This window comes from Mesorhizobium sp. WSM3860 (assembly GCF_002294995.1).
GTDB lineage: Bacteria > Pseudomonadota > Alphaproteobacteria > Rhizobiales > Rhizobiaceae > Mesorhizobium.
In genome coordinates this window covers 57,350-76,587 of the sequence record NZ_NSGF01000005.1, presented here as the reverse complement: position 1 = coordinate 76,587, position 19,238 = coordinate 57,350, and the positions used below count along the sequence as shown (strand labels likewise).

At 58.0% G+C, this 19,238-nt stretch carries 15 protein-coding genes; 8 read left to right on the top strand and 7 right to left on the bottom strand.

Features of this window, described 5'->3' with window-relative positions:
• Positions 1-1,395 precede the first annotated feature (1,395 nt).
• Positions 1,396-1,911: a DUF2285 domain-containing protein gene (locus CK220_RS10920; RefSeq protein WP_245429107.1), complete on the bottom strand. Its 516-nt coding sequence runs from the start codon at positions 1,909-1,911 to the stop codon at positions 1,396-1,398.
• Positions 1,912-3,247: 1,336 nt separating this feature from the next.
• Here CK220_RS10920 and CK220_RS10915 point away from each other — a divergent pair.
• The 3 genes from CK220_RS10915 to CK220_RS10905 are packed head-to-tail and all read left to right on the top strand — an operon-like array spanning position 3,248 to position 6,191.
• Positions 3,248-4,564 (top strand): NAD(P)-dependent oxidoreductase, encoded by a 1,317-nt coding sequence (locus CK220_RS10915; RefSeq protein WP_095811544.1) that lies wholly within the window; start codon positions 3,248-3,250, stop codon positions 4,562-4,564.
• A complete protein-coding gene (locus CK220_RS10910) occupies positions 4,561-5,265 on the top strand; it encodes a class I SAM-dependent methyltransferase (RefSeq protein WP_095811543.1) in 705 nt (234 codons plus the stop codon). Before CK220_RS10915 ends, CK220_RS10910 begins: the two co-directional genes overlap by 4 nt.
• Positions 5,262-6,191: a 2-oxoglutarate and iron-dependent oxygenase domain-containing protein gene (locus tag CK220_RS10905; RefSeq protein WP_095811542.1), complete on the top strand. Its 930-nt coding sequence runs from the start codon at positions 5,262-5,264 to the stop codon at positions 6,189-6,191. The genes CK220_RS10910 and CK220_RS10905 overlap by 4 nt, the downstream gene beginning before the upstream one ends.
• A 137-nt stretch (positions 6,192-6,328) precedes the next feature.
• Here CK220_RS10905 and CK220_RS10900 read toward each other — a convergent pair whose 3' ends face one another.
• From CK220_RS10900 to CK220_RS10875, 6 genes are all read right to left on the bottom strand, one after another.
• A complete protein-coding gene (locus tag CK220_RS10900; RefSeq protein ID WP_095811541.1) occupies positions 6,329-7,375 on the bottom strand; it encodes a GlxA family transcriptional regulator in 1,047 nt (348 codons plus the stop codon).
• 91 nt (positions 7,376-7,466) lie between these two features.
• Entirely contained in the window at positions 7,467-8,405 is a 939-nt protein-coding gene (locus CK220_RS10895) for an electron transfer flavoprotein subunit alpha/FixB family protein (RefSeq protein WP_095811540.1), read from the bottom strand.
• A gap of 23 nt (positions 8,406-8,428) precedes the next feature.
• Positions 8,429-9,178 (bottom strand): electron transfer flavoprotein subunit beta/FixA family protein, encoded by a 750-nt coding sequence (locus tag CK220_RS10890; protein ID WP_095811539.1) that lies wholly within the window; start codon positions 9,176-9,178, stop codon positions 8,429-8,431.
• Between the two features lie 16 nt (positions 9,179-9,194).
• The gene (locus tag CK220_RS10885) at positions 9,195-10,430 is read right to left on the bottom strand and encodes an FAD-dependent oxidoreductase (protein ID WP_095811538.1); all 1,236 of its coding nucleotides are present in this window, start codon (positions 10,428-10,430) and stop codon (positions 9,195-9,197) included.
• A 26-nt stretch (positions 10,431-10,456) separates the two neighbouring features.
• Positions 10,457-11,752 carry an aminotransferase class III-fold pyridoxal phosphate-dependent enzyme gene (locus CK220_RS10880; RefSeq protein ID WP_095811537.1) on the bottom strand — a complete coding sequence of 432 codons (1,296 nt, stop codon included), beginning with the start codon at positions 11,750-11,752 and terminating at the stop codon, positions 10,457-10,459.
• On the bottom strand, positions 11,745-14,222 hold the full coding sequence (locus CK220_RS10875; protein ID WP_095811536.1) for an FAD-dependent oxidoreductase: 2,478 nt from the start codon (positions 14,220-14,222) through the stop codon (positions 11,745-11,747). Before CK220_RS10875 ends, CK220_RS10880 begins: the two co-directional genes overlap by 8 nt.
• 70 nt (positions 14,223-14,292) lie before the next feature.
• Here CK220_RS10875 and CK220_RS10870 point away from each other — a divergent pair, with 70 nt between their 5' ends.
• The 5 genes from CK220_RS10870 to CK220_RS10850 are packed head-to-tail and all read left to right on the top strand — an operon-like array spanning position 14,293 to position 19,226.
• Entirely contained in the window at positions 14,293-15,189 is an 897-nt protein-coding gene (locus CK220_RS10870; protein WP_245429101.1) for a MurR/RpiR family transcriptional regulator, read from the top strand.
• Positions 15,186-16,286 (top strand): aromatic ring-hydroxylating dioxygenase subunit alpha, encoded by a 1,101-nt coding sequence (locus tag CK220_RS10865; RefSeq protein WP_095811534.1) that lies wholly within the window; start codon positions 15,186-15,188, stop codon positions 16,284-16,286. Before CK220_RS10870 ends, CK220_RS10865 begins: the two co-directional genes overlap by 4 nt.
• Positions 16,279-17,730 carry an aldehyde dehydrogenase family protein gene (locus CK220_RS10860; RefSeq protein ID WP_095811533.1) on the top strand — a complete coding sequence of 484 codons (1,452 nt, stop codon included), beginning with the start codon at positions 16,279-16,281 and terminating at the stop codon, positions 17,728-17,730. Before CK220_RS10865 ends, CK220_RS10860 begins: the two co-directional genes overlap by 8 nt.
• A gap of 12 nt (positions 17,731-17,742) precedes the next feature.
• Positions 17,743-18,123: a carboxymuconolactone decarboxylase family protein gene (locus tag CK220_RS10855; RefSeq protein WP_095811532.1), complete on the top strand. Its 381-nt coding sequence runs from the start codon at positions 17,743-17,745 to the stop codon at positions 18,121-18,123.
• Positions 18,120-19,226, top strand: a complete 1,107-nt coding sequence (locus tag CK220_RS10850) for a mandelate racemase/muconate lactonizing enzyme family protein (protein ID WP_095811531.1) — start codon at positions 18,120-18,122, stop codon at positions 19,224-19,226. The genes CK220_RS10855 and CK220_RS10850 overlap by 4 nt, the downstream gene beginning before the upstream one ends.
• Positions 19,227-19,238 lie beyond the last annotated feature (12 nt).

The window sequence follows — 19,238 nt, the reverse complement described above, 5'->3', positions numbered from 1 at the left end:
CGGCCGCCTTGTACCGCCTCGAGCCGCTCCAGATCCCGCTTATGAGGCCCATCGTCGTGGGGCAGGAGATCGACCAAGAATTGAACCAAACCTCGGTCCTTGGCCACTGTGTTGAGATGATATGAGGACCAAGGACGTTGTCCGTTGCCGCAAAGAAAGTCGGCTCTGGCGAGCCTCCGCACATGTCGCACGACGTGCTCGCGATGCAGACCCAGAATCTCTGCTAGTTCGCAGACAGTCAGGTCGGCATGCGCGCAAAGGCCCAGAATCCTTAACCGATCAAGATGTGCTGCTGTCATTAGGCGGTCAATAAGCATCATCATCGGTCAGCACGACCACAGATAGAACAACACCCGAATCCTCGTCCTGCTTGCTTTGTCATTTCGCGCTCTTCGCAAGCTGTTCGGCGATGGAACATATCAACTATATCAGATTTCTGCCGCCACTGAAGTCGAAGTTCTAGTGAGAGTACCATTCACAAGGATTTTCGGTGCAAAGATTACATGAATTTTCTTGAAGGGTTTGTTGCAACCCCTAAACAAGAACGCAACGAAATTGGCGAAGTGCTGGTGAGACGGAAAGCTGGCGAACTGCATGGCCCAAAAGGTAGGCGGTCGGCGCGCCTTTCCCCCAGGCAGCAGCGTTACGCCGCGTGGTGCACAAGACTCGCCCAGAGATGTTCGACGCTGAAGCATTTCACCGCGCAGACTACTCCTCGGACGTGCGCCGTGGCGGCACTGTCTGCGTCAGGCGGCGGGGCCAATGCCGAAACAGGTCTGAAAGGGCGTGGAAGGTTTGACTGTTGTAGGATCTAGTCGGCCCGCTCAAACCGCAGAGATCCATAGAACTGCGTCCACGCTATGTCCAACTGTCAGCCCTATTCCCATCGATGTGTTGCCGGTGAATTGTGAACCGGCGCCGCCATCACACCAGCTGCAGCCCAGATATCCCCTCCGCCTGAGATCCCGGCTCCCTACCGAATGAGACGCCAGGGGCCGTCGATCCTGCGTCGGCTCGTGGGTACTCTAGAAGCCACTATCGGTACGGTTATCGAAACTGCGCTGTGCGATGACGATGAAGAGAACCCAATACGGGCCTCGGCTTTTGGAGCGCAGCATGCCAGAAGACTTTCGCATCATCGTCGAGCGGCGGGCGGCTGCGCCGGCCTCAAGTACCTGGTCTTGAAAGCGTCTCGCGCGAGGGGATGCGGCCATGGAAGGGAGGGGCCAACGTGTTCGTAGACGCAAGCTCCCAGCCCCATCTCGTCGGCATGACCGTTGACTTCGTCACGGATCTGGAGTCCGCGAGCTACCGCCTTTTCGGCCGGGTGAACTGGTCGTGACTGAGTTTTAGCTCCCAGCTGTTCGCCGGCTGACGCACAGGGGCGGACTGCTTTCAAGTGAGGAATTCTTTGTACCCTCCATTCATGAGGGCGCGGCCACGCGAGACGGCGCGGCGAATGCGGTCGCGCAAATGACCGCGAGGATCCCTCCAGTCGGCATGGACGCGCCCTTGACCAATCAGCGCCTCCGCGAGTTCGCGATGTGATGCCCCAGCCCGTGAGCCGTCGAGCGCACGAAGTACGAACGTTAGACGGGGGCCGCGTTTTTCCGGCGGAAACAACCGGGAAGGCAGTTGTTGACCCAAAGTTAAAGTATTGAGGCACTCGAGCGCCTTCAGGCGGGGCTTGGAGAACATTGCCGGCCAGATAGCCTCGGTACGGAGGCAAACAGGATTTAGTATGTCCGCGCCATAGACGGCGAGCTGGAGCGTATACTCCGCATTGCGAAGAAGAACGTGCTGGCTTCTGTCGGGCGCCAGCAGGACCGTCGCAAGACATGGCAATGCCGACAGTTCGAACGGCAATATCGCCCAGGATGCAGACAGCTGTTCTGCAATGACTGGCAGCACATGGACGCACCAAAGCGGAGACCAGAATACGACCGAATTTCGCCCATAAGACTCGGCGAAACAGGACACCCCAGCGTGACAAGTCACCGGTCGGCGTGACCATGTCGATAGACGGCTGGTGAGGCAAGGGGTTGGCCTGCTGAGGCGCTGCGATCACAGCACGCTGGAATGCTGGATTGCGGCGCAAGAACTCCCAGGCCCACCCGCGTGGCGTCAGACCGCTGGTGTAATCGTATGATCTTTCCTCCCACCAGTCGGCCTGATCAGCGTCGGTCAAAAGAACTCGCATGACTGCCGCTCCCCTCCCCGCCCAGAAACGTTGAAGCATCATGCGATCGGGCGGAACAGCAGCGACGAAAGCACCAGACATCAGTGGTGCCCTTTTGTCGAACCGGACGCGATTGACGTTGCCGAGGAAAGAAATCGCAGGCAATCAGCAAACTGGCTATCGACGCGCAGCAACGATCAGCGCGGTGTGAGCGGGTCAACAGAATCGTCTTCATAGGTTGCCGGCTGCGGCGGCCGGCGCCAAACGTCGCGTGAAGGCGCAGGTAAAGGCTGGCGATGGATTGCCCACGATATTGTCGGCAGGTTGATGTAGTATCGGGCGCAATGAACGCGGTCATAGAAGGCCTCCTCCGGAAACTTCCACGCCATTGGAGCCCAAATCTAGGGGTTTTGGCATCCTGTGCAGTTGTACAGGTAGACCGCCTCAAAAGCGGAGCAGGATAGGACTGGCAGCTGTGTCGAGGAATTCGCAGAGTTCGGGCGAAAGTACAGCGATCGATTGCCTTCTGAAGAATCGGTCGTCTCTAATTTCCACAGTTGTGACTGAACAGCTGGACGTTGCTTTTTCCTCGGCAGGGTAAGGTCTCCTTTTCCCTTTCTCGGGCCGCGGTACACGGCGCCAGGCTTCAGCTCGGCAATCTTGCGGTCTGGGACCTCTTAGTAGAGGCTGGAGGCCCCGCAACTCTTCGCTCTCTCTTTGAGACTTTTTATTTCATTTCGGTCCTGCGTCCACCTAGATGGCGGCCGCGGCACCGATGCGGGGGATCACCATGATCGTTGATGGTGGTCGACCCGGATGAACGCCTCTCTAACTCCGTCCTTATCCCAATTGTGAATTTTGTCCGCGACAAATTTAATAGCGCCGTTACATTTGCAATACAACTGCAACAACTTTATATATATCTTCGCTTGTCACCACTCTAAATCTAGCGCTTATTCTATTTTGAGGTGGTCATGACCTCATTCCATTTATGAGGTGGTCCGGGCCCAAATTGAAATAAGGCGCGGCTGTATTTGTGAAAGGAAGCTAGTGTCTGCCCTAACGTCTATGAGCGCCGCTCATTTCCCCAACATCCAACGGGTAGGATTTATTGGTACCGGCAGCATGGGGCGACCGATGATCGCCAAGCTCCTGCAGGCCGGCTATCAGGTGGGCGTCTACGACATCGATCCCCCGGCTGCGAAAGACGTGGTCGAAAAGGGCGCCCGGTGGCATGACGCACCGAGCGACGCGGCTCGCGATTGCGAAATTGTCATCACCTGCCTGCCGCTGCCACACGACGTCTTTGACAACATGACGGGCGAGCAAGGCGCTTTGGCCGGAATGCCACCGGGGAGCGTATGGATTGATACGTCCACCACCGACTACCACAACACGGTCGAGATCGCCCGCCGGGCCGCAGCAATAGGCGTGGATTCACTAGAAGCGCCCGTAAGCAACTTGTCCCACATGGGGGTCGATTTCGCCAATGTCAGCTTCTTCGTGGGCGGGCCATCGGAGGCCTATGGGCGTTGCCAGACGGTGTTACAAACCATGGGAGCCATCTCCTTCCATGTCGGAGATATCGGTCAGGGCCAATCAGTCAAACTACTGACGAACCTACTCTTTTATGCTGCAGCCGTTGCGAGCGGGCACGCGCTCTGCCGAAGCGTGCGCGAAGGCATTCCAGCGCAGCAAGCGTGGCGCAAGTTTGTCGCCTCGTCCGCCAACTCCGTTGCAATCGAGCAGTTCGTCCCGTTTCTCCTGGATGGCAGCTACGATCGCTCTTGCACTCTGGAGATCACGATCAAGGACATGGGCTTGACCGTCCAACTGGCCGACGAACTCGGCGTGGGACTGCCGATCGGGCGCGCGGTCGAAGAGCGCTATAGAGAAGCGGGACGGAAGTTCGATCGATACGACAGCCATCTCCGAGTTGTCGAGTTGGCGGAGGTGGTCTTCGGCGTTCGATTGCAAGTGCCGGGTTACCGCACGCCATCCAAGTACGGTGCCGACCCTGGGTATCCTCTAGACCAAGAATTCCTTACCGATTCCCTCGGTCGGACCAAACCGAAGCGGGAGCATGTGTTCCCGCTCGACGACGTCCCACTCACTGACATCCAGATCCACTTGCTCAAGTCCCTGGTCGACGAGCTCACCCAGGTCAATCGCCTGATTCTTGAAGAGGCGTTTGATCTTGGACGCGGGATGGGCCTGAGCGATGTCTTGATCCACGACGTTATCACCTGGAGCGTGGGCGCCTCCGCATGGTCGGATAGCCATGCTCAGCAATACAGCAGCCAGCGGCTTGTGCATCTAGCCGGTGCCGTTTCGCCGCTGACGATGCCGCATCTCATCTGCCCCCAAATGGAGGAACTGTCATGACTCTCGATCAGCAGACGGCATTGGCGCAAGCCTCACGAAAGCGCATCAAGGATTCCCATGCCCTCGACGGCGACGCCGGTAGCTTGGTCCACTTCTATCGCGGATGGGTCAATTCCTACGAGTTGGATGTCGGCCGCGATGGATACTGCGGGCCGACGATCGTTGCGGAACTGGCGGGCACCGTGCAGACAGCTTATTTGGCCAATAAGCGAGCAGCCATCGAAATCCTGGATGCTGGTTGCGGAACAGGTCTCGTTGGCGTGGAACTGAAACGCCTCGGCTTCCAGTTGATTGACGGGATCGACCTCTCCGAGGAGATGGCGGAAGAGGCCCGGAAAACTGATGTCTACCGGCACATCCAAGCCAATGTCGACCTTAACGGGCCGCTCTCCGACTGCTCCGGTGCCACCTATGATATTACGGTCTGCTGCGGGGTCTTCACGGTCGGTCACATCCGACCGGACGCACTGCGCGAACTGGCTCGCGTCACGCGTCCCAACGGATTCATCATAGCAAGCACCCGCAAAAGCTATGCGGAGGCAACATCCTTTGTAGATGAGGTGCGTCGTCTGGAGGATGCGGGCGTGCTTGTGACGACCCAGCGTCTAATCGACGGCAGATACATCGCGGAGGAAGGCGCACACTACTGGGTCTTCCAGGTACCCGATAGAGCCACGGCATCAACGGAGAAACAGTTATGACCACACTACCGCAAATCTCGCTGGCGAAACTGGCCGCTGATGCAACGCGAAAGGAAGAGCGCGAAAACTTGCGCCTGGCCTGCGAAGAGTACGGATTCTTCTATCTTGAGCACGGAATCCCGAAAGAACAGATCTCAGAAGCGATCCAGGCTTCCAGGCGCTTCTTCGCGTTGCCACAGCCGACAAAGGAACGTTTCGGTCACGCCGCCCAATACGTGTATCCCCCGACCGCTCGCGGATACAGTCCGTTGCACGGCGAGGTGCTACATCCCGACGCCGGCCCCGATCCGAAGGAGATGTTCGACCTCGGAATCGAGAATGAAGGTGACCGGCGTCCGTTTGCTGGTCGAACACGCCTTCCGGATGAAGCGTTGGCTCCTGGTTTCGCTCGAAGCCTGCTTGCTTTGCAGGCTACCGTGGTCAACGAGGTTGTGCCGCAGCTCGGGACCGCGCTGGCCGACCTGCTCGATATGGAAGAGGGCTGGTTCCAACGCCATTTCAACCCGCCGACGGTCCTGCAACGCGTGATCCGATATCCATCCACAGGCGGCACGGCCGGAAAGCATACCGACAATGGGTTCTTCACCCTGCTGCTGCAGGAGGAACTCCCCACGCGCTCCTTGCAGGTGTGGTTCGGGGGACGCTGGGTGCCGGCGCCGAGCTTGCCCGACAGTCTCGTTGTCAATCTGGGCGATATGCTTCAAGCCTTGAGCGATGATCGATTCAAGAGCACGCCCCATCAGGTCGTGCACACCGGTCCGGCCGAACGAATTTCCCTTCCTTTTTTTATCTATCCCGACATCGACGCTCGCCTGACTTCCCGGCAAGGGAAGCACACCTTCAGCGTCGCGGAAGTGATGTTACGCAACTTCGACTCGATCTGGGAAACCAGGAATGGCGCTGGACGTGCGCGAGAGTTGCAGTAGGTCGTTCGGTTTTGTCGAGCTTGCGCGCAAAGTATTGGCGCGACGCACCGCTCAAGTTGGCACGTGCCGACGTGGAACTGACTCCGTTTGGCTCATCAGTGTTTGGGATCGCCAGGGCTACGCACGGGAAAATCTCGTTAACCGCGTCGCATACTGCTCGGCGCTTCACCGAAGTGGTCACGATAGCATTTTGAAAAATGCGATGATGAGACGAAACCGCAAGCGATTGCAACCTGCAGCACGGACATATCGGTTAGTTCGAGTAGTTGGCGCGCCCGAGTAATTCTGAGTAAAAGATAATATCGCATCGGGGACGACTTGAGATGGTGAAGAAAGAGGCGCTGAATTTGCCGACAAGAAAGGCCCTGCTGTTCCGCAATAGCGCTAATCGTCAACGGCTCATCTACAGAATTTTCCATACTTCGAATGATGCGGATTAGCTTTTCGCTGGCGCCGCTAAAGCGAAGCCCAAGGGGAGCAGATTGGGAGCTTTCCCCTTCGCGCCATCGATCAGCTGTGAGGAAGCGGCAGACCGATCGCGCCACGTCGGCACCACATCGCGATTCCACCGAGCTAATCGCAAGATCAAAGGCGGCAAATTCGCCGGCGCAAGTAACTATTCCTCGCTGCTCGACGAAGAGGGCGTCAGTCAGCTTAAGGCCTTCAAATGTCTCAGAGAAGGCTGCCATCGTGTCCCAATGGATGGTGCAACGCGTGCCTGACAGCAGACCGGCCGCAGCGAGGACCCAAGCGCCGGTGCCCAGTCCGTAAAGCCTGACATTTTGACGCGCACACTGGCGTAGAAGGGACACCAATGATGCTGATCGATAGTGTTCGACACCCTCCCCCGTGCACACCACGATTCCATCGGGTAGACGCTTTGATTTCAGAAGCTTGGCTTCCGCGTTAAGACTTGCCTCCACGCATACTTGGATGCCACTGGAACACATCACGGGGGTGCCGTCGTCGCTTATCAATTTCCATCGAAACCGCTCGCGCCCGGACAATCTGTTTGCATACCGCAGTGGATCGATGAAGGACGACATACACAGTTGCGAGAATCCCGGAACAAGAATTATCAAAAATTCCGTCGTTCCATCAGCCAATGGCATGAAGGCCGTGGCATCTAAGTTTACGGGGTCCAATCTCCCCTGGCTGACGAGTCGGTTATTTATTGAGTTCATTCTGTCACCGCCTGAAGTTTGGTGGCATACGACCAGAGGACGCCGCGTCGTTTCCTGCCTCTAGCGAGGATCGGAACCGATTTCCCATCTTTCAGCCGCTTGAGAGCGCCTTTTGCAGTTCCGGCAGGATGACGAAGAGATCGCCGACCAGGCCGTAATCGGCGACCTGGAAGATCGGGGCTTCCTCGTCCTTGTTGATGGCGACGATGACCTTCGAATCCTTCATGCCGGCCAGATGCTGGATAGCACCCGAGATGCCGACGGCGATATAGAGATCGGGCGCGACCACCTTGCCGGTCTGGCCGACCTGCCAGTCGTTCGGCGCGTAGCCGGCGTCGACCGCGGCGCGCGAGGCGCCGACCGCGGCGCCGAGCTTGTCGGCGACCGGCAGGATAACTTCCTGGAACTTCTCCGACGACCCCAGCGCACGGCCACCCGAGATGATGATCTTGGCCGAGGTCAGCTCGGGACGATCGTTCTCGGAAAGCTTGTTCTCGACGAACGACGAAAGACCGGGATTGGCGGCGGCGTTGGCCGTTTCGACCGAGGCCGAACCGCCTTCCGGCGTTGCCGCGAAGGAAGCCGTGCGCACTGTGATGACCTTCTTGGCGTCGGTCGACTGCACAGTCTGGATGGCGTTGCCGGCATAGATCGGCCGCTTGAAGGTATCGGGCGAGACCACTTCGATGATCTCCGACACCTGCGCGACGTCGAGCAGGGCTGCCACGCGCGGCGCGATGTTCTTGCCTGCAGAGGTCGCCGGCGCGACGATCGTGTCGTAGCTGCCCGCAAGCGACACCACGAGAGCCGCGGTCGGCTCGGCGAGGCGTTCCGAAAGCTCGTCGGCTTCGGCGAGCAGCACCTTGCGCACGCCCTTCAGCTTGGCGGCGGCGTCGGCTGCGCCCTTGGCGCCCTTGCCGGCCACCAGCACGTCGACCTCCTGGCCGATCTGGAGAGCCGCCGACAGCGCTTTTGCGGTCTGGTCGGAAAGGCTTGCGTTGTCATGTTCGGCGATGAGGAGAATTGCCATTTTCTTTGTCCTTTCCCGATGCCTTACAGAACGCCGGCTTCGTTCTTCAGCTTCTCGACCAGCTCGGCCACCGACTTCACCTTGACGCCTGCCTTGCGGCCGCCCGGCTCCTCGGTCTTGATCACCTTGAGGCGCGGCTTGACGTCGGCGCCGAAGTCGGCCGGGCTCTTCTCGTCGAGCGGCTTCTTCTTGGCCTTCATGATGTTGGGCAGCGAGGCATAGCGCGGCTGGTTGAGGCGGAGATCGGCGGTAACGATCGCCGGCATCTTCAGCTCGACCGTCTGCAGGCCGCCGTCGACTTCGCGCGTCACCTTGGCCTTGTCGCCGGCGAGCTCGATCTTGGAGGCGAAGGTGCCCTGCGACCAGCCAAGCAGCGCGGCCAGCATCTGGCCGGTCTGGTTGGAATCGTCGTCGATCGCCTGCTTGCCGAGGATGACAAGGCCGGGCTTCTCGGCCTCGACCACGCCTTTCAGCACCTTGGCGACGCCGAGCGGCTCGGTCTGCTCGTCGGTCTTGACCAGAATGGCCCGGTCGGCGCCCATGGCCAGCGCGGTGCGCAGCGTCTCCTGCGCCTGCTGCGGGCCGACCGAGACGACGATGATTTCCTCAGCCTTGCCGGCTTCCTTGATGCGGATCGCTTCCTCGACCGCGATCTCGTCGAACGGGTTCATCGCCATCTTGACGTTGGCAAGCTCCACGCCCAGTCCGTCGGCTTTCACCCGGACCTTGACGTTGGCATCCACAACCCGCTTCACGGGCACAAGCACTTTCATCGGATTTTTCCTTTATTCATCCAGACGGGTCGGCGGCCGTACGAACGTACTGCATGAGGTTGAAGTCAGGTTTTAGGAGTAGTTCACGCCGGAGCTCGACACGAGCTCCGAAGAGCCGGCGCGCTGCCATATGCGTTTTTGGGTCGTTCATCGTGTCGACGGCCACGGCCAAGCCATCGCGAAAATACCAAAACGCCGAACAGCCCTGTTCCACGGACACCGCAAGGATGTCATCGTAGTCAAGCGCCAGACCCGCCGTTTGCAACTTGGTGTCGTACTGGTCGCTCCAAAACCACGGAACGGGCTCATATTCCACTGGCCTGCCCAAAATGGCATTGGCGACTACGCCGCCTTGCTCGATGGCGTTTTGCACCGATTCGAGGCGGATTAACCGGCCGCCAAAAGGAAAAGCGGCACAATCGCCAGCCGCATAGATGTCGGTGCCGGAGGTCTGTCCCAATCTGTCAACGACAATCCCATTCTCGACTGTCAGGCAGGCTTCGGCGGCGAGCTCGACATTCGCCGTGCCACCAATAGCGACCAGAACCAAATCTGCAGGGAGCATGGTGCCGCTTTCCAAGGCAACGCCAGCGACTTTGCCGCTGTGGCCGGAAAATCCTGTCAGCTGTGCATTGGTTAGAATGGTCGCACCGTGGCGCGCATGGAGCTCTTCGATCGCTTCAGCCGTTGGAGCGCCTGCGACGCGCTTGAGGACACGGTCAGCCATTTCGACGATGGTAACCGCATTGCCCATTCGCACAGCAATCGAAGCAACTTCCAGCCCCACATAACCGCCGCCAACGACGACGATGCGCTTTGCACTTGCTAACGCGCGCCGAAGGCGATCGGCATCCGCGATGCTCCTCAGGGTCAGAATCCCATCCAGGCCGTGCGTCATCACATCCGGAAGGGTTCGTGCCCGCGAGCCTGTGGTTAAAACGAGCTTGGTATAAGCATAGCTTCTGCCGTCCGATGTTGTAACGCTTCGGTTGCTGCGATCGATAGAGGTAACCCGACTGTCCCGCTCGACCCCAATTCCGGCTTTTGCGAAGAACTCCTGAGGACGAAACTCCAATCGGTCCGCAGTTGTCTCGCCCTTCAAATAGGCCTTGGACAGCGGCGGCCTTTGGTAGGGCAGCCAGGGCTCATCACCAAGCATGGTAACGGCGCCCTCGTAGCCCGAGTCGCGCAATTTTACGGCACACGAGAGCGCAGCCTGCCCCGTGCCGACAATGACAACATTGTCCTGCATATGTTCCTCAGGGAATGCTTTGTGCTCTATGCTGCCAGCAGCCTAGTGGCAGCGTGATCGATTGCTTCTTTCGTCCAGGCCAGATCACTGTCGATCAGGGCAAGGGATGGATAGATCTTGCCCGGAGACTTGAAGATCCCCTTCTCACGCAGGGCGGTGTTAAATCTACCGGCAGCCGCGGAATTGCCTTTTGCGACGTCTTGATACGATTTCACGGTTTTTTCTGTGAAGACCACGTCAAACAGCACTGGATCCCCGACGATCTGGTAAGCAATACCGGTTTGGTCTAGCGCGTTGCTGAGCATGCCCATGACGCCTACGCCATAACCGCGAAGACGGTCATAGCTACCGGGTCGACGGAGGATTTCCAAGGTTTTGAGCCCGGCCACAGCGGCAAGCGGATTACCGCTCAACGTCCCGATTTGGAGGGTGAACCCGTCCTTCCCAACAGCTGCTTTGTCGAAGTGGGCCATGATCTCCGTCTTACCCGCAATAGCGGCAAGCGGAAGGCCGCCTCCGATGATCTTGCCCAAGGTGCATAAATCGGGCACCACGCCGTATCGCTCTTGAGCGCCGCCATAGGCAAGGCGAAACCCGGTGACGACTTCGTCGAAGATTAGAACGATACCTCGCTTCGACGCTTCCTCGCGCAATGTCTCCAAGAAGCCTGGCGCTGGTGGGATCAAGCGCTGGAGCGGTTCCACGATGATTCCAGCAATCTTCGAGCCATGCTCCGCCAGGAATTGACGCAGGAATTCAATGTCATTGAATGGCGCGACAAAGACGCCGTCGCGGACTTGCTCCGGAATCCCAGCCGAGTCTGTAACACCGTTGGGATAATTCCCAATTTGGTCCGGAAAAACGCTGATAAGGGCTTCAGACGACATCCCGTGATAGCCGCCCTCGAACTTTAGTATCTTATCGCGACCAGTATGCGCTCGTGCGAGACGCATAGCGAACATGTCCGCCTCGCCGCCCGTCGAAACATATCGAAGCTTTTCTGCACACGGCACCGCCTCGCACATGATTTCTGCAAGTTCGATCGCATGCCTGTTGCTGGCGAAAAAGGTAAGCCCCCTCGTCGCTTGCTCGCGAACGGCCTCGATGACCTCGGGATTGTCGTGACCCAGGATCATAGGTCCCGAGCCTATCAACAAGTCGATATACTCCTTGCCATTCTCGTCCCAGACGTGAGCGCCGTGGCCTTTTCGTATGACGATGGAAGGATCAAAATTTCCAAATCCACCGCCAGGCAGGACCGCCTTCGCTCGGCTCACCCAATCGCTTTGTGTCGCGCTCGTATTCACGCCGGTGTCAAGCATGTGCCGCAACCTTCTTGGTCGTGCTTGAGCTTTCCGCATCAACCCGTGGATGTACATTGTCCGGATCGAAGGCGGCGTCGCCCAGAACCGTCGCCGCTCGAGGCTCGCCCAGCACCATGACCTGCAAATTCGTTCCTACCCGCGCAGCTTCGGGAGCGATGTAGGCGAACGCCAGGATTTTCCCGACAGTCGAGGAATAAGCAATGGAGCTAACGGAGCCGACTTGCCGATCACCCAGCAAGACAGCTTCGCCGCCATTTCCATCGGACACGCCGTCGGCTTCGATCGCAAGATAAGCGCAAATCCAACCCGGGCCTCTCTCCATTGCTTCCAACGTCGCCTGCTTTCCGGCGAAATGAGGCTTGTCCAACTTTACGAAACGCATGACGTCGGCCTCTGGAAGCGTCACTTCATTGGTCAATTCACCTGCTCCCTTGAACATCTTTTCCAGGCGCATGACGTTCATTGCGAATGAGCCGTAATCGACTAAGCCGAAGGCGCTGCCGGTGGCATGCAGGGCGTCATAGATTGCCGGCAGGCTTTCTCTAGAGGCATGGAATTCCCAGCCCAACTCGCCCGCATAGGACATGCGAAACGCCCAAACCTTCTGCCCGGCGACTTCGATTTCTTGAGCCGTCAGCCAGGGAAAAGCAGCATTTGTAAGAGCAGCCTCGGTATTCGGTCCCAGAATGTCACGAGACCGTGGCCCGTTGAGCGCAAGCGCCCCCCACCTGTCCGAAAGATTGGTGATGGTCACGGATTCGTTTGCCGTACGCGCAAACGTCAGGTGATCCAGGAGGCGCTGTTCGAAGAAGGCAGCGCAGGTGAAATAGAAGCTGTCATCCGCCAAGCGAACGATCGTCGTTTCCAGCTCGATGCGTCCCCTGTCGTTGAGCAAATGCGTAAGACCAATTCGGCCGGTTTTCGACGGGAGCCGGTTCGGTATCAGTCGATCAACGAACACTGCAGCGTCCGGGCCTGACACCTGAACCTTCGAGAAGGCCGAGATATCCATCAGGCCGGCACATTCGCGCACCGCGCTGACTTCCTTCTGAACGAGGGGAAACCAGGCGGGTCGACGAAACGAGTAGTAGTCTTTCTGCTCAAGACCGTCCTTTGCGAACCAGCGGGGGCGCTCCCAACCATAGACCTCCTCAAACACAGCACCACGCTTCTGCAGACGGTCGTAAAGTGCACTTGGCTTGACCGGCCGCCCGTGATGACGGTTGAGGTTTGGGAAGGGTATCTCATGGCGAAGAAGGTAATCCTCTTTGGCCTTGGTGACTTGGTAGTTTTGATCAGCAAACTTGCCAAAACGCCGCGGATCGTAGTCGCGCATGTTGATGTCGGCGGCGCCGTGGACCATCCAACGGGCCAGTTCGCGCGTCAGCCCTGGCCCCCATCCGATACCAATCTGACAGCCGCAATTGAGCCAAAAATTCTTAAGCCCAGGCGCAGGACCGATCAGCGGGTTCCCGTCCGGGGGGTGTGAAATGGCACCATGCACAGCCCGCTTGATGCCGAGTTGGGAGAGCACAGGCATTCTACCCATGGCATTTTCGAGCCAAGGCATAATGCGATCGTAATCAGGCTCGAACAGCTCATGCTCGGCTTCCCATGGGCAGCTTTCGATCCAAACGGCGTTGGGCTTCGCCTTCTCGTAGATACCGATCAAACCCGATTTCTGCTCCATCCGAATGTAGCCGGATACCAAGCGATCATCCCGGACGACCGGAAGCTCCTTCTCCAACGTCATGAATTCCGGAACAGTGTCCGTTATCAAGTAATGGTGTGTCATCGAGGTGACGGGCACGTCGAGCCCCACCCATTTGCCGACCTGGCGCGCGTAAGTGCCACCAGCGTTAACGACATGCTCGCAAACGACCTCGCCTTGGTCTGTAAAGACGCGCCATTCGCCATTGGGCTCCGGCTTTACGTCCAAGACCCGACATTGACGTACGGTCTTGGCCCCGAGCTGGCGTGCACCTTGCGCAAGTGCGAAAGTGGCACCGGAAGGGTCAACGTGGCCGTCATCCGGCGTGTACAGCGCCGCCTGCACGCCTTCGAGATTATAAAAGGGGTGAAGCTGTCTGATGCGCTCCAGATCTACCAATTCCATGGCGAAGCCCAGCGCCTTTCCGACGCTCAGCGTCTGACGGAGCCAGTCGAGTTCGTCATCCGTGTAAGCCAGCCGTAAAGACCCACATCCATGCCAGGTCACGGACTGCCCAGTCTCCTTTTCGAGCACCTTGGAATAGAGGTCGATATTGTAGCCGACGCATTTGCCGAGCGAAAAACTCGACGTCGAATGCGTGATTTGCCCAGCCGCATGCCACGTCGATCCCGAAGTTAACTCGGCCTTCTCGAACAACACGATGTCGGTCCAGCCTTCATGCGCAAGGTGGTAGGCGAGGCCGCATCCCATGATGCCCCCGCCTATGATTACTACCCGCGCGTGAGATATGCTCATTGTCGTCTCCCGAGAAACTGCCTGTAGACACAGCTACCGAACAAGTGTACGATTGTCAAGGATGAAACACATGAATGTACCAAATGGAAAAACAGCCACAACGGTTCTCGACGATCTTACGAGCCGGCTATCCACATTCACTCCCGAATTGCAGAAGGCAGCTGCCCACGTGCTCGAGAATTCGAACATGATCAGCATCACGTCGATAAGAAGGATGGCGCAAGGTGCAGACGTAAAGCCCAATACGCTGGTGCGAATGGCGCGCGCGCTTGGTTTTGATGGCTACGAGGATTTTCGTAGGCCCTTTCGTGAGCAAGTGATGCGCGGACGCGAGGACTTTCCCGATCGGGCCCGCTGGCTGCAGTCGCTATCCAAAGGCGGTAAACTGGCCAGCCTGTACAGCCAGATGGCATCCACATCGATCGAAAATATCGAAGGCCTGTTTTCGGGAACAAGCGCGTCCGAGATCAAGCAACTCGCCGATGCCATTGTAAAAGCGCGCACCACCTACGTCTTGGGCTTAGGTTTTGCGAGTTCAGTTGCGCGAAATTTCGCCTATCTGGCAAGCATGGCGGTGGACAGCGTCGTCGCGATTCCACGCGAGGGATCCCTTCCTGTCGACGGGTTGGTTCGCGCCGAGAAAGGTGATCTCCTAATTGCTATGACGTTCAAGCCGTACCGGCGCGAGGTTGTCGAGGCCGTAGATTTGGCTCGAGCGTATGGCATCAAGGTCGTTGGCATCTCCGACAGCCCCGCGTCGCCTATCCTTGCCCGCGCCGACCAGCGTTTCGTCATACCGACCGACACGCCTCAGTTTTTCCCGTCTACCGTTGCCTTGACGGCGCTTTTCGAAACGATCGTTGCTTTCGTGGTGGCGGAAGCGGCAGCCGATGCAGTCAGTAATATCGAGCGCTTTCATAAGCGCCGCTACGAGCTTGGTGTCTATTGGAAAGAGGAACCACGATGAACGTTTCGTCAGTGTCGCCGAAACCCCTGCGGTCGCTGGAGGCCCGCTACTATACCGACCCTATAATTTTCACCAAAGAAGAAGACGGACTTCTGAGCCGGACGTGGCAATTTGCAGGCCACTCCTCTTTGGTGGAAAAACCTGGCGACTATTTTACCTTCGAGCTAGCAGGGCAGAGCCTATTCTGCATTCGCGACAGAGAAAACCAGGTCCGCGCTTTTTACAACGTATGCCAGCATCGCGCGCACGAGTTGATAAGGGGAAGCGGAAACGCTCGGCTTTTGGTATGCCCCTACCACGCCTGGACCTATGAACTCACGGGCAAGCTTCGAGGCGGTCCCAACGTCAATGCCGTACCGGGGTTTGATCGCAACGACATCTGTCTGACCAGCGTGAAAGTCGAACTGTTTTGCGGGTTCGTTTTTGTCAATCTCGACCCGGACGCCAAACCGATGGACGAATGGTTCCCAAAGGTTAGGCAGGAGCTGACCGAATTTGTCCCTCACATCAACCAGCTGAAGCCACTGGAATGGGTTGAGATTCCCGAAAACTGCAACTGGAAGGTATCGATCGAAAATTATTCCGAGTGCTACCACTGTGCTCTGAACCATAAGACGTTCGCTACAGGGGTCATAAAGCCCGAGACCTATGACATCCAGCCTCAGGGCTATTGCTTGCGTCATACTACCGAATGCCAGAACCTCGACCGAATGAGTTACCCCATTGACCTCAACGCCAATGCGCGCGCAGGGGAATATGCATCCTGGTTTCTTTGGCCGACATTTTCCTTTCAGGTTTATCCCGGCAACGTTCTCAACACCTATCACTGGCGCATCAAGAATGTCGACGAGGTCGTCGTCTGGCGTGGTTGGTATACGATCGACGGCGCCGAATCCGACATCATCCGAAAATTGGCGATCCAAGACAGAGCAACTACCGTCGAAGAGGATATCCATATTGTCGAGGCCGTCCAGCGCGGCTTGCACAATCGCGGATACAGACCGGGTCCGCTCGTCATTGATCCGAACTGCGGTGTGAACTCTGAGCACTCGGTACGCTTGTTGCAGCAATGGATGCGTGAAGCTGTCGATGTCTGAGATCAAACCCTATTGGCAGAACTACATAGATGGCGAGTGGGTTGACGGCGGTGCAGGGAATCTCACCGTTGATGATCCTGCTACCGGAGAGGCACTTGCGCAGCAGGCCTTGGCGAGCGCGCAAGACGTTGATCGCGCCGTGAAGGCTGCCAAGGCCTGCCATGAGGCCGGCGCGCTGACAGAAATGCGCCCAGTCAAGCGGGGTCGAATGGTGCGGGCGATGGGCACCTATTTGCTCGATCATATTGATGAGATTGCCTACGTGTTATGCCGCGAAGCGGGCAAGCCGCTTTGGGAGGCCCGCATTGAGGTCGAAGGGGCGGCACGATATTTCGAGTACTACGGCAATCAGTGCGAAACGATCGAAGGTCGTTCCATACCCCTCGGGGACAGCTATTACGATTTCACGGTCTACGAACCGTTTGGCGTATCCGCGCATGTCGTTCCCTGGAACTATCCACTTGAGATGACCGCACGCTCCTTGTCGGCGGCTCTGACAGCAGGCAACGCATGCGTTGTAAAGACGCCTGAGCTCGACCCTCTGACCAATTCGTTCATCGCAAGCGCCGCCGAGTACGCGGGGCTGCCGCGGGGGGCGGTGAATATCTTCTGCGGCTTGGGCCGCGAGGCGGGCGCGTCCCTCGTCAGCCACCCCGACGTAAATCAGATCGTTTTCACCGGTTCGGTTGCAACAGGGGTCAGTATCGCGTCGGCCGCCGCCAAAAATGTGGTTCCGTGTGTCCTTGAATTGGGCGGCAAATCCGCAGCCATCGCTTGGCCGGACGCGAACCTGGACAACCTGGTGTCGAATGTTCGTTGGGGAATTTTCTTCAACGCAGGCCAGGTGTGCTCGGCTATGTCTCGCCTGATCGTGCATGAGGATGTGCACGACGAAGTTGTTGAGCGCGTTGCGGACATGGCGCGGTCCATTTCAGCAGGTCCTGGCGTCGATAGGCCCGAGTTCGGTCCCAACATGGGCGCCATGATTTCGGACTCGCAGCGCAATCGAGCTGAATCCATGTGTCAGCAAGCCGAGCGGCAGGGAGGGAGGGCGGTAGTCGGTGGGAGGCGTCTCAACCGTCCAGGATTTTTCTTGGAGCCGACCGTGTTCGACAAGGTGACACCGGACATGTCGATCGCACAGGAGGAAGTCTTTGGACCTGTTCTCTCGGTTTTAAAGTTCGGCAGTGACGATGAGGCGCTGCGTCTTGCGAACGGTACCGACTATGGCTTGGTCTCCGGCATTTTTACGGCAGATGTCGATCGCGCCATGAAGACCGCCCGGCGCTTGAGAGCCGGACAGGTGTTCGTCAACGAGTGGTACGCCGGGGGCGTCGAGACGCCTTTTGGCGGCTACGGCAAATCAGGCTACGGGCGCGAAAAAGGCCGTGAGGCGCTTTGGAACTACCTGCAAACCAAAAACATAGCGATTGCCATTCGGTAAAGGAGAATTCCATTGCAACAGGATTTGTTTGACGTTGGCCTTGCCAAGCGCAAGGCCACGTTAGGAGCAAAGTATGTCGAAGCCAATCTCGCTGCGGCTGATGATTTCACTCGGCCCTTTCAAGAAGCGATGACTGCTTGGTGCTGGGGTTTCGGGTGGGGCGATGAAACGATTGACCCAAAAACGCGCTCGCTGATGAACCTCGCCATGATCGCGGCTTTGGGCAAAATGCATGAATGGGAAACCCATTGCCGCGGCGCCATTATCAATGGCGTCTCAACGAACGAAATCCGCGCTGTTATCCACGTTGTCGGCATCTATTGCGGCGTTCCCCAAGCGCTCGAGTGCTTTCGCGTTGCCCGCAAAGTGCTGCAGGAGCAAGGGATGCTATGAAGATCACCAGTATAACGGTTTGGCAGCTAGACCTCCCTCTCTCGAAACCATATTGGCTATCGGGAGGACGGCTTCGGTTCGATAAGCTCGACAGCACGTTCGTCCGGATCGACACCGATGAAGGCATATCGGGTTGGGGTGAAGGATGCCCCTGGGGCAACACCTATCTACCCGCGCATGGGCCCGGTATTCGCGCTGGAATTGGAACGCTGGCGCCTTCTCTCTTGGGCCAAGACCCTTGCGCTCTCGATGCGATCAATCGCACGATGGACGTCGCGTTACCTGGCCACCACTACGTCAAATCAGCACTCGATATGGCGTGCTGGGACATACTGGGGCGCGTTTCTGGAATGCCTCTTTGGCGGTTGCTTGGAGGCGACAAAGCCGATTCGGTTGCCGTCAACTCGTCTATTTCTACCGGCTCGAACGACGAGATGATCGCGCTGATCCGTCAGGCCTACGAGCATGGATATCGGACGCATTCGGCGAAGGTTGGTGGCAGTGACCCTGTCGTTGACATCTCGAGAATCGAGGCAATCGAGGCGGCGCTGCGTCCAGACGAAACGGTCACCTATGACGTAAACCGCGCGTGGGTTCCTGCCGTTGCGGTTCAAGTCTTGAATAATGTCGCCTTGCGTGGATGGGTCGAGCAGCCTTGCGAAACTCTTGCGCAATGCGCGCAAGTGGCAAGCCGGGTCAAACAACCTATTATGCTTGATGAGTGCCTACATACCTTCCAGGATCATCTTGATGCGTGGAAGCTCGGTGCCTGCGAGGGCGTCAAGGTGAAGCCTAATCGCGTTGGCGGGCTGACGAAGGCAAGACAAATTCGCGACTTCGGCGTGTCTGTCGGGTGGCAGATGCATCTGGAGGATCTTGGGGGATCCGCCCTAGCCGACACAGCAGCGATACACCTTGCGTCCTCCACCCCGCGCGAAAACAGGCTGGCGAGCTGGCTTTGCCATCACCACCTGGCCGTCGATCCTGTTCCAGGTCAAGGGGCGCGGAACGTCAAAGGCCATGCCACGCCCCCTTCGGCGCCTGGCTTAGGAGTGAGCCCCGACGCCAACCGGCTTGGGGACCCGGTATCGACGTTCCATTGATTCGGGAGAATC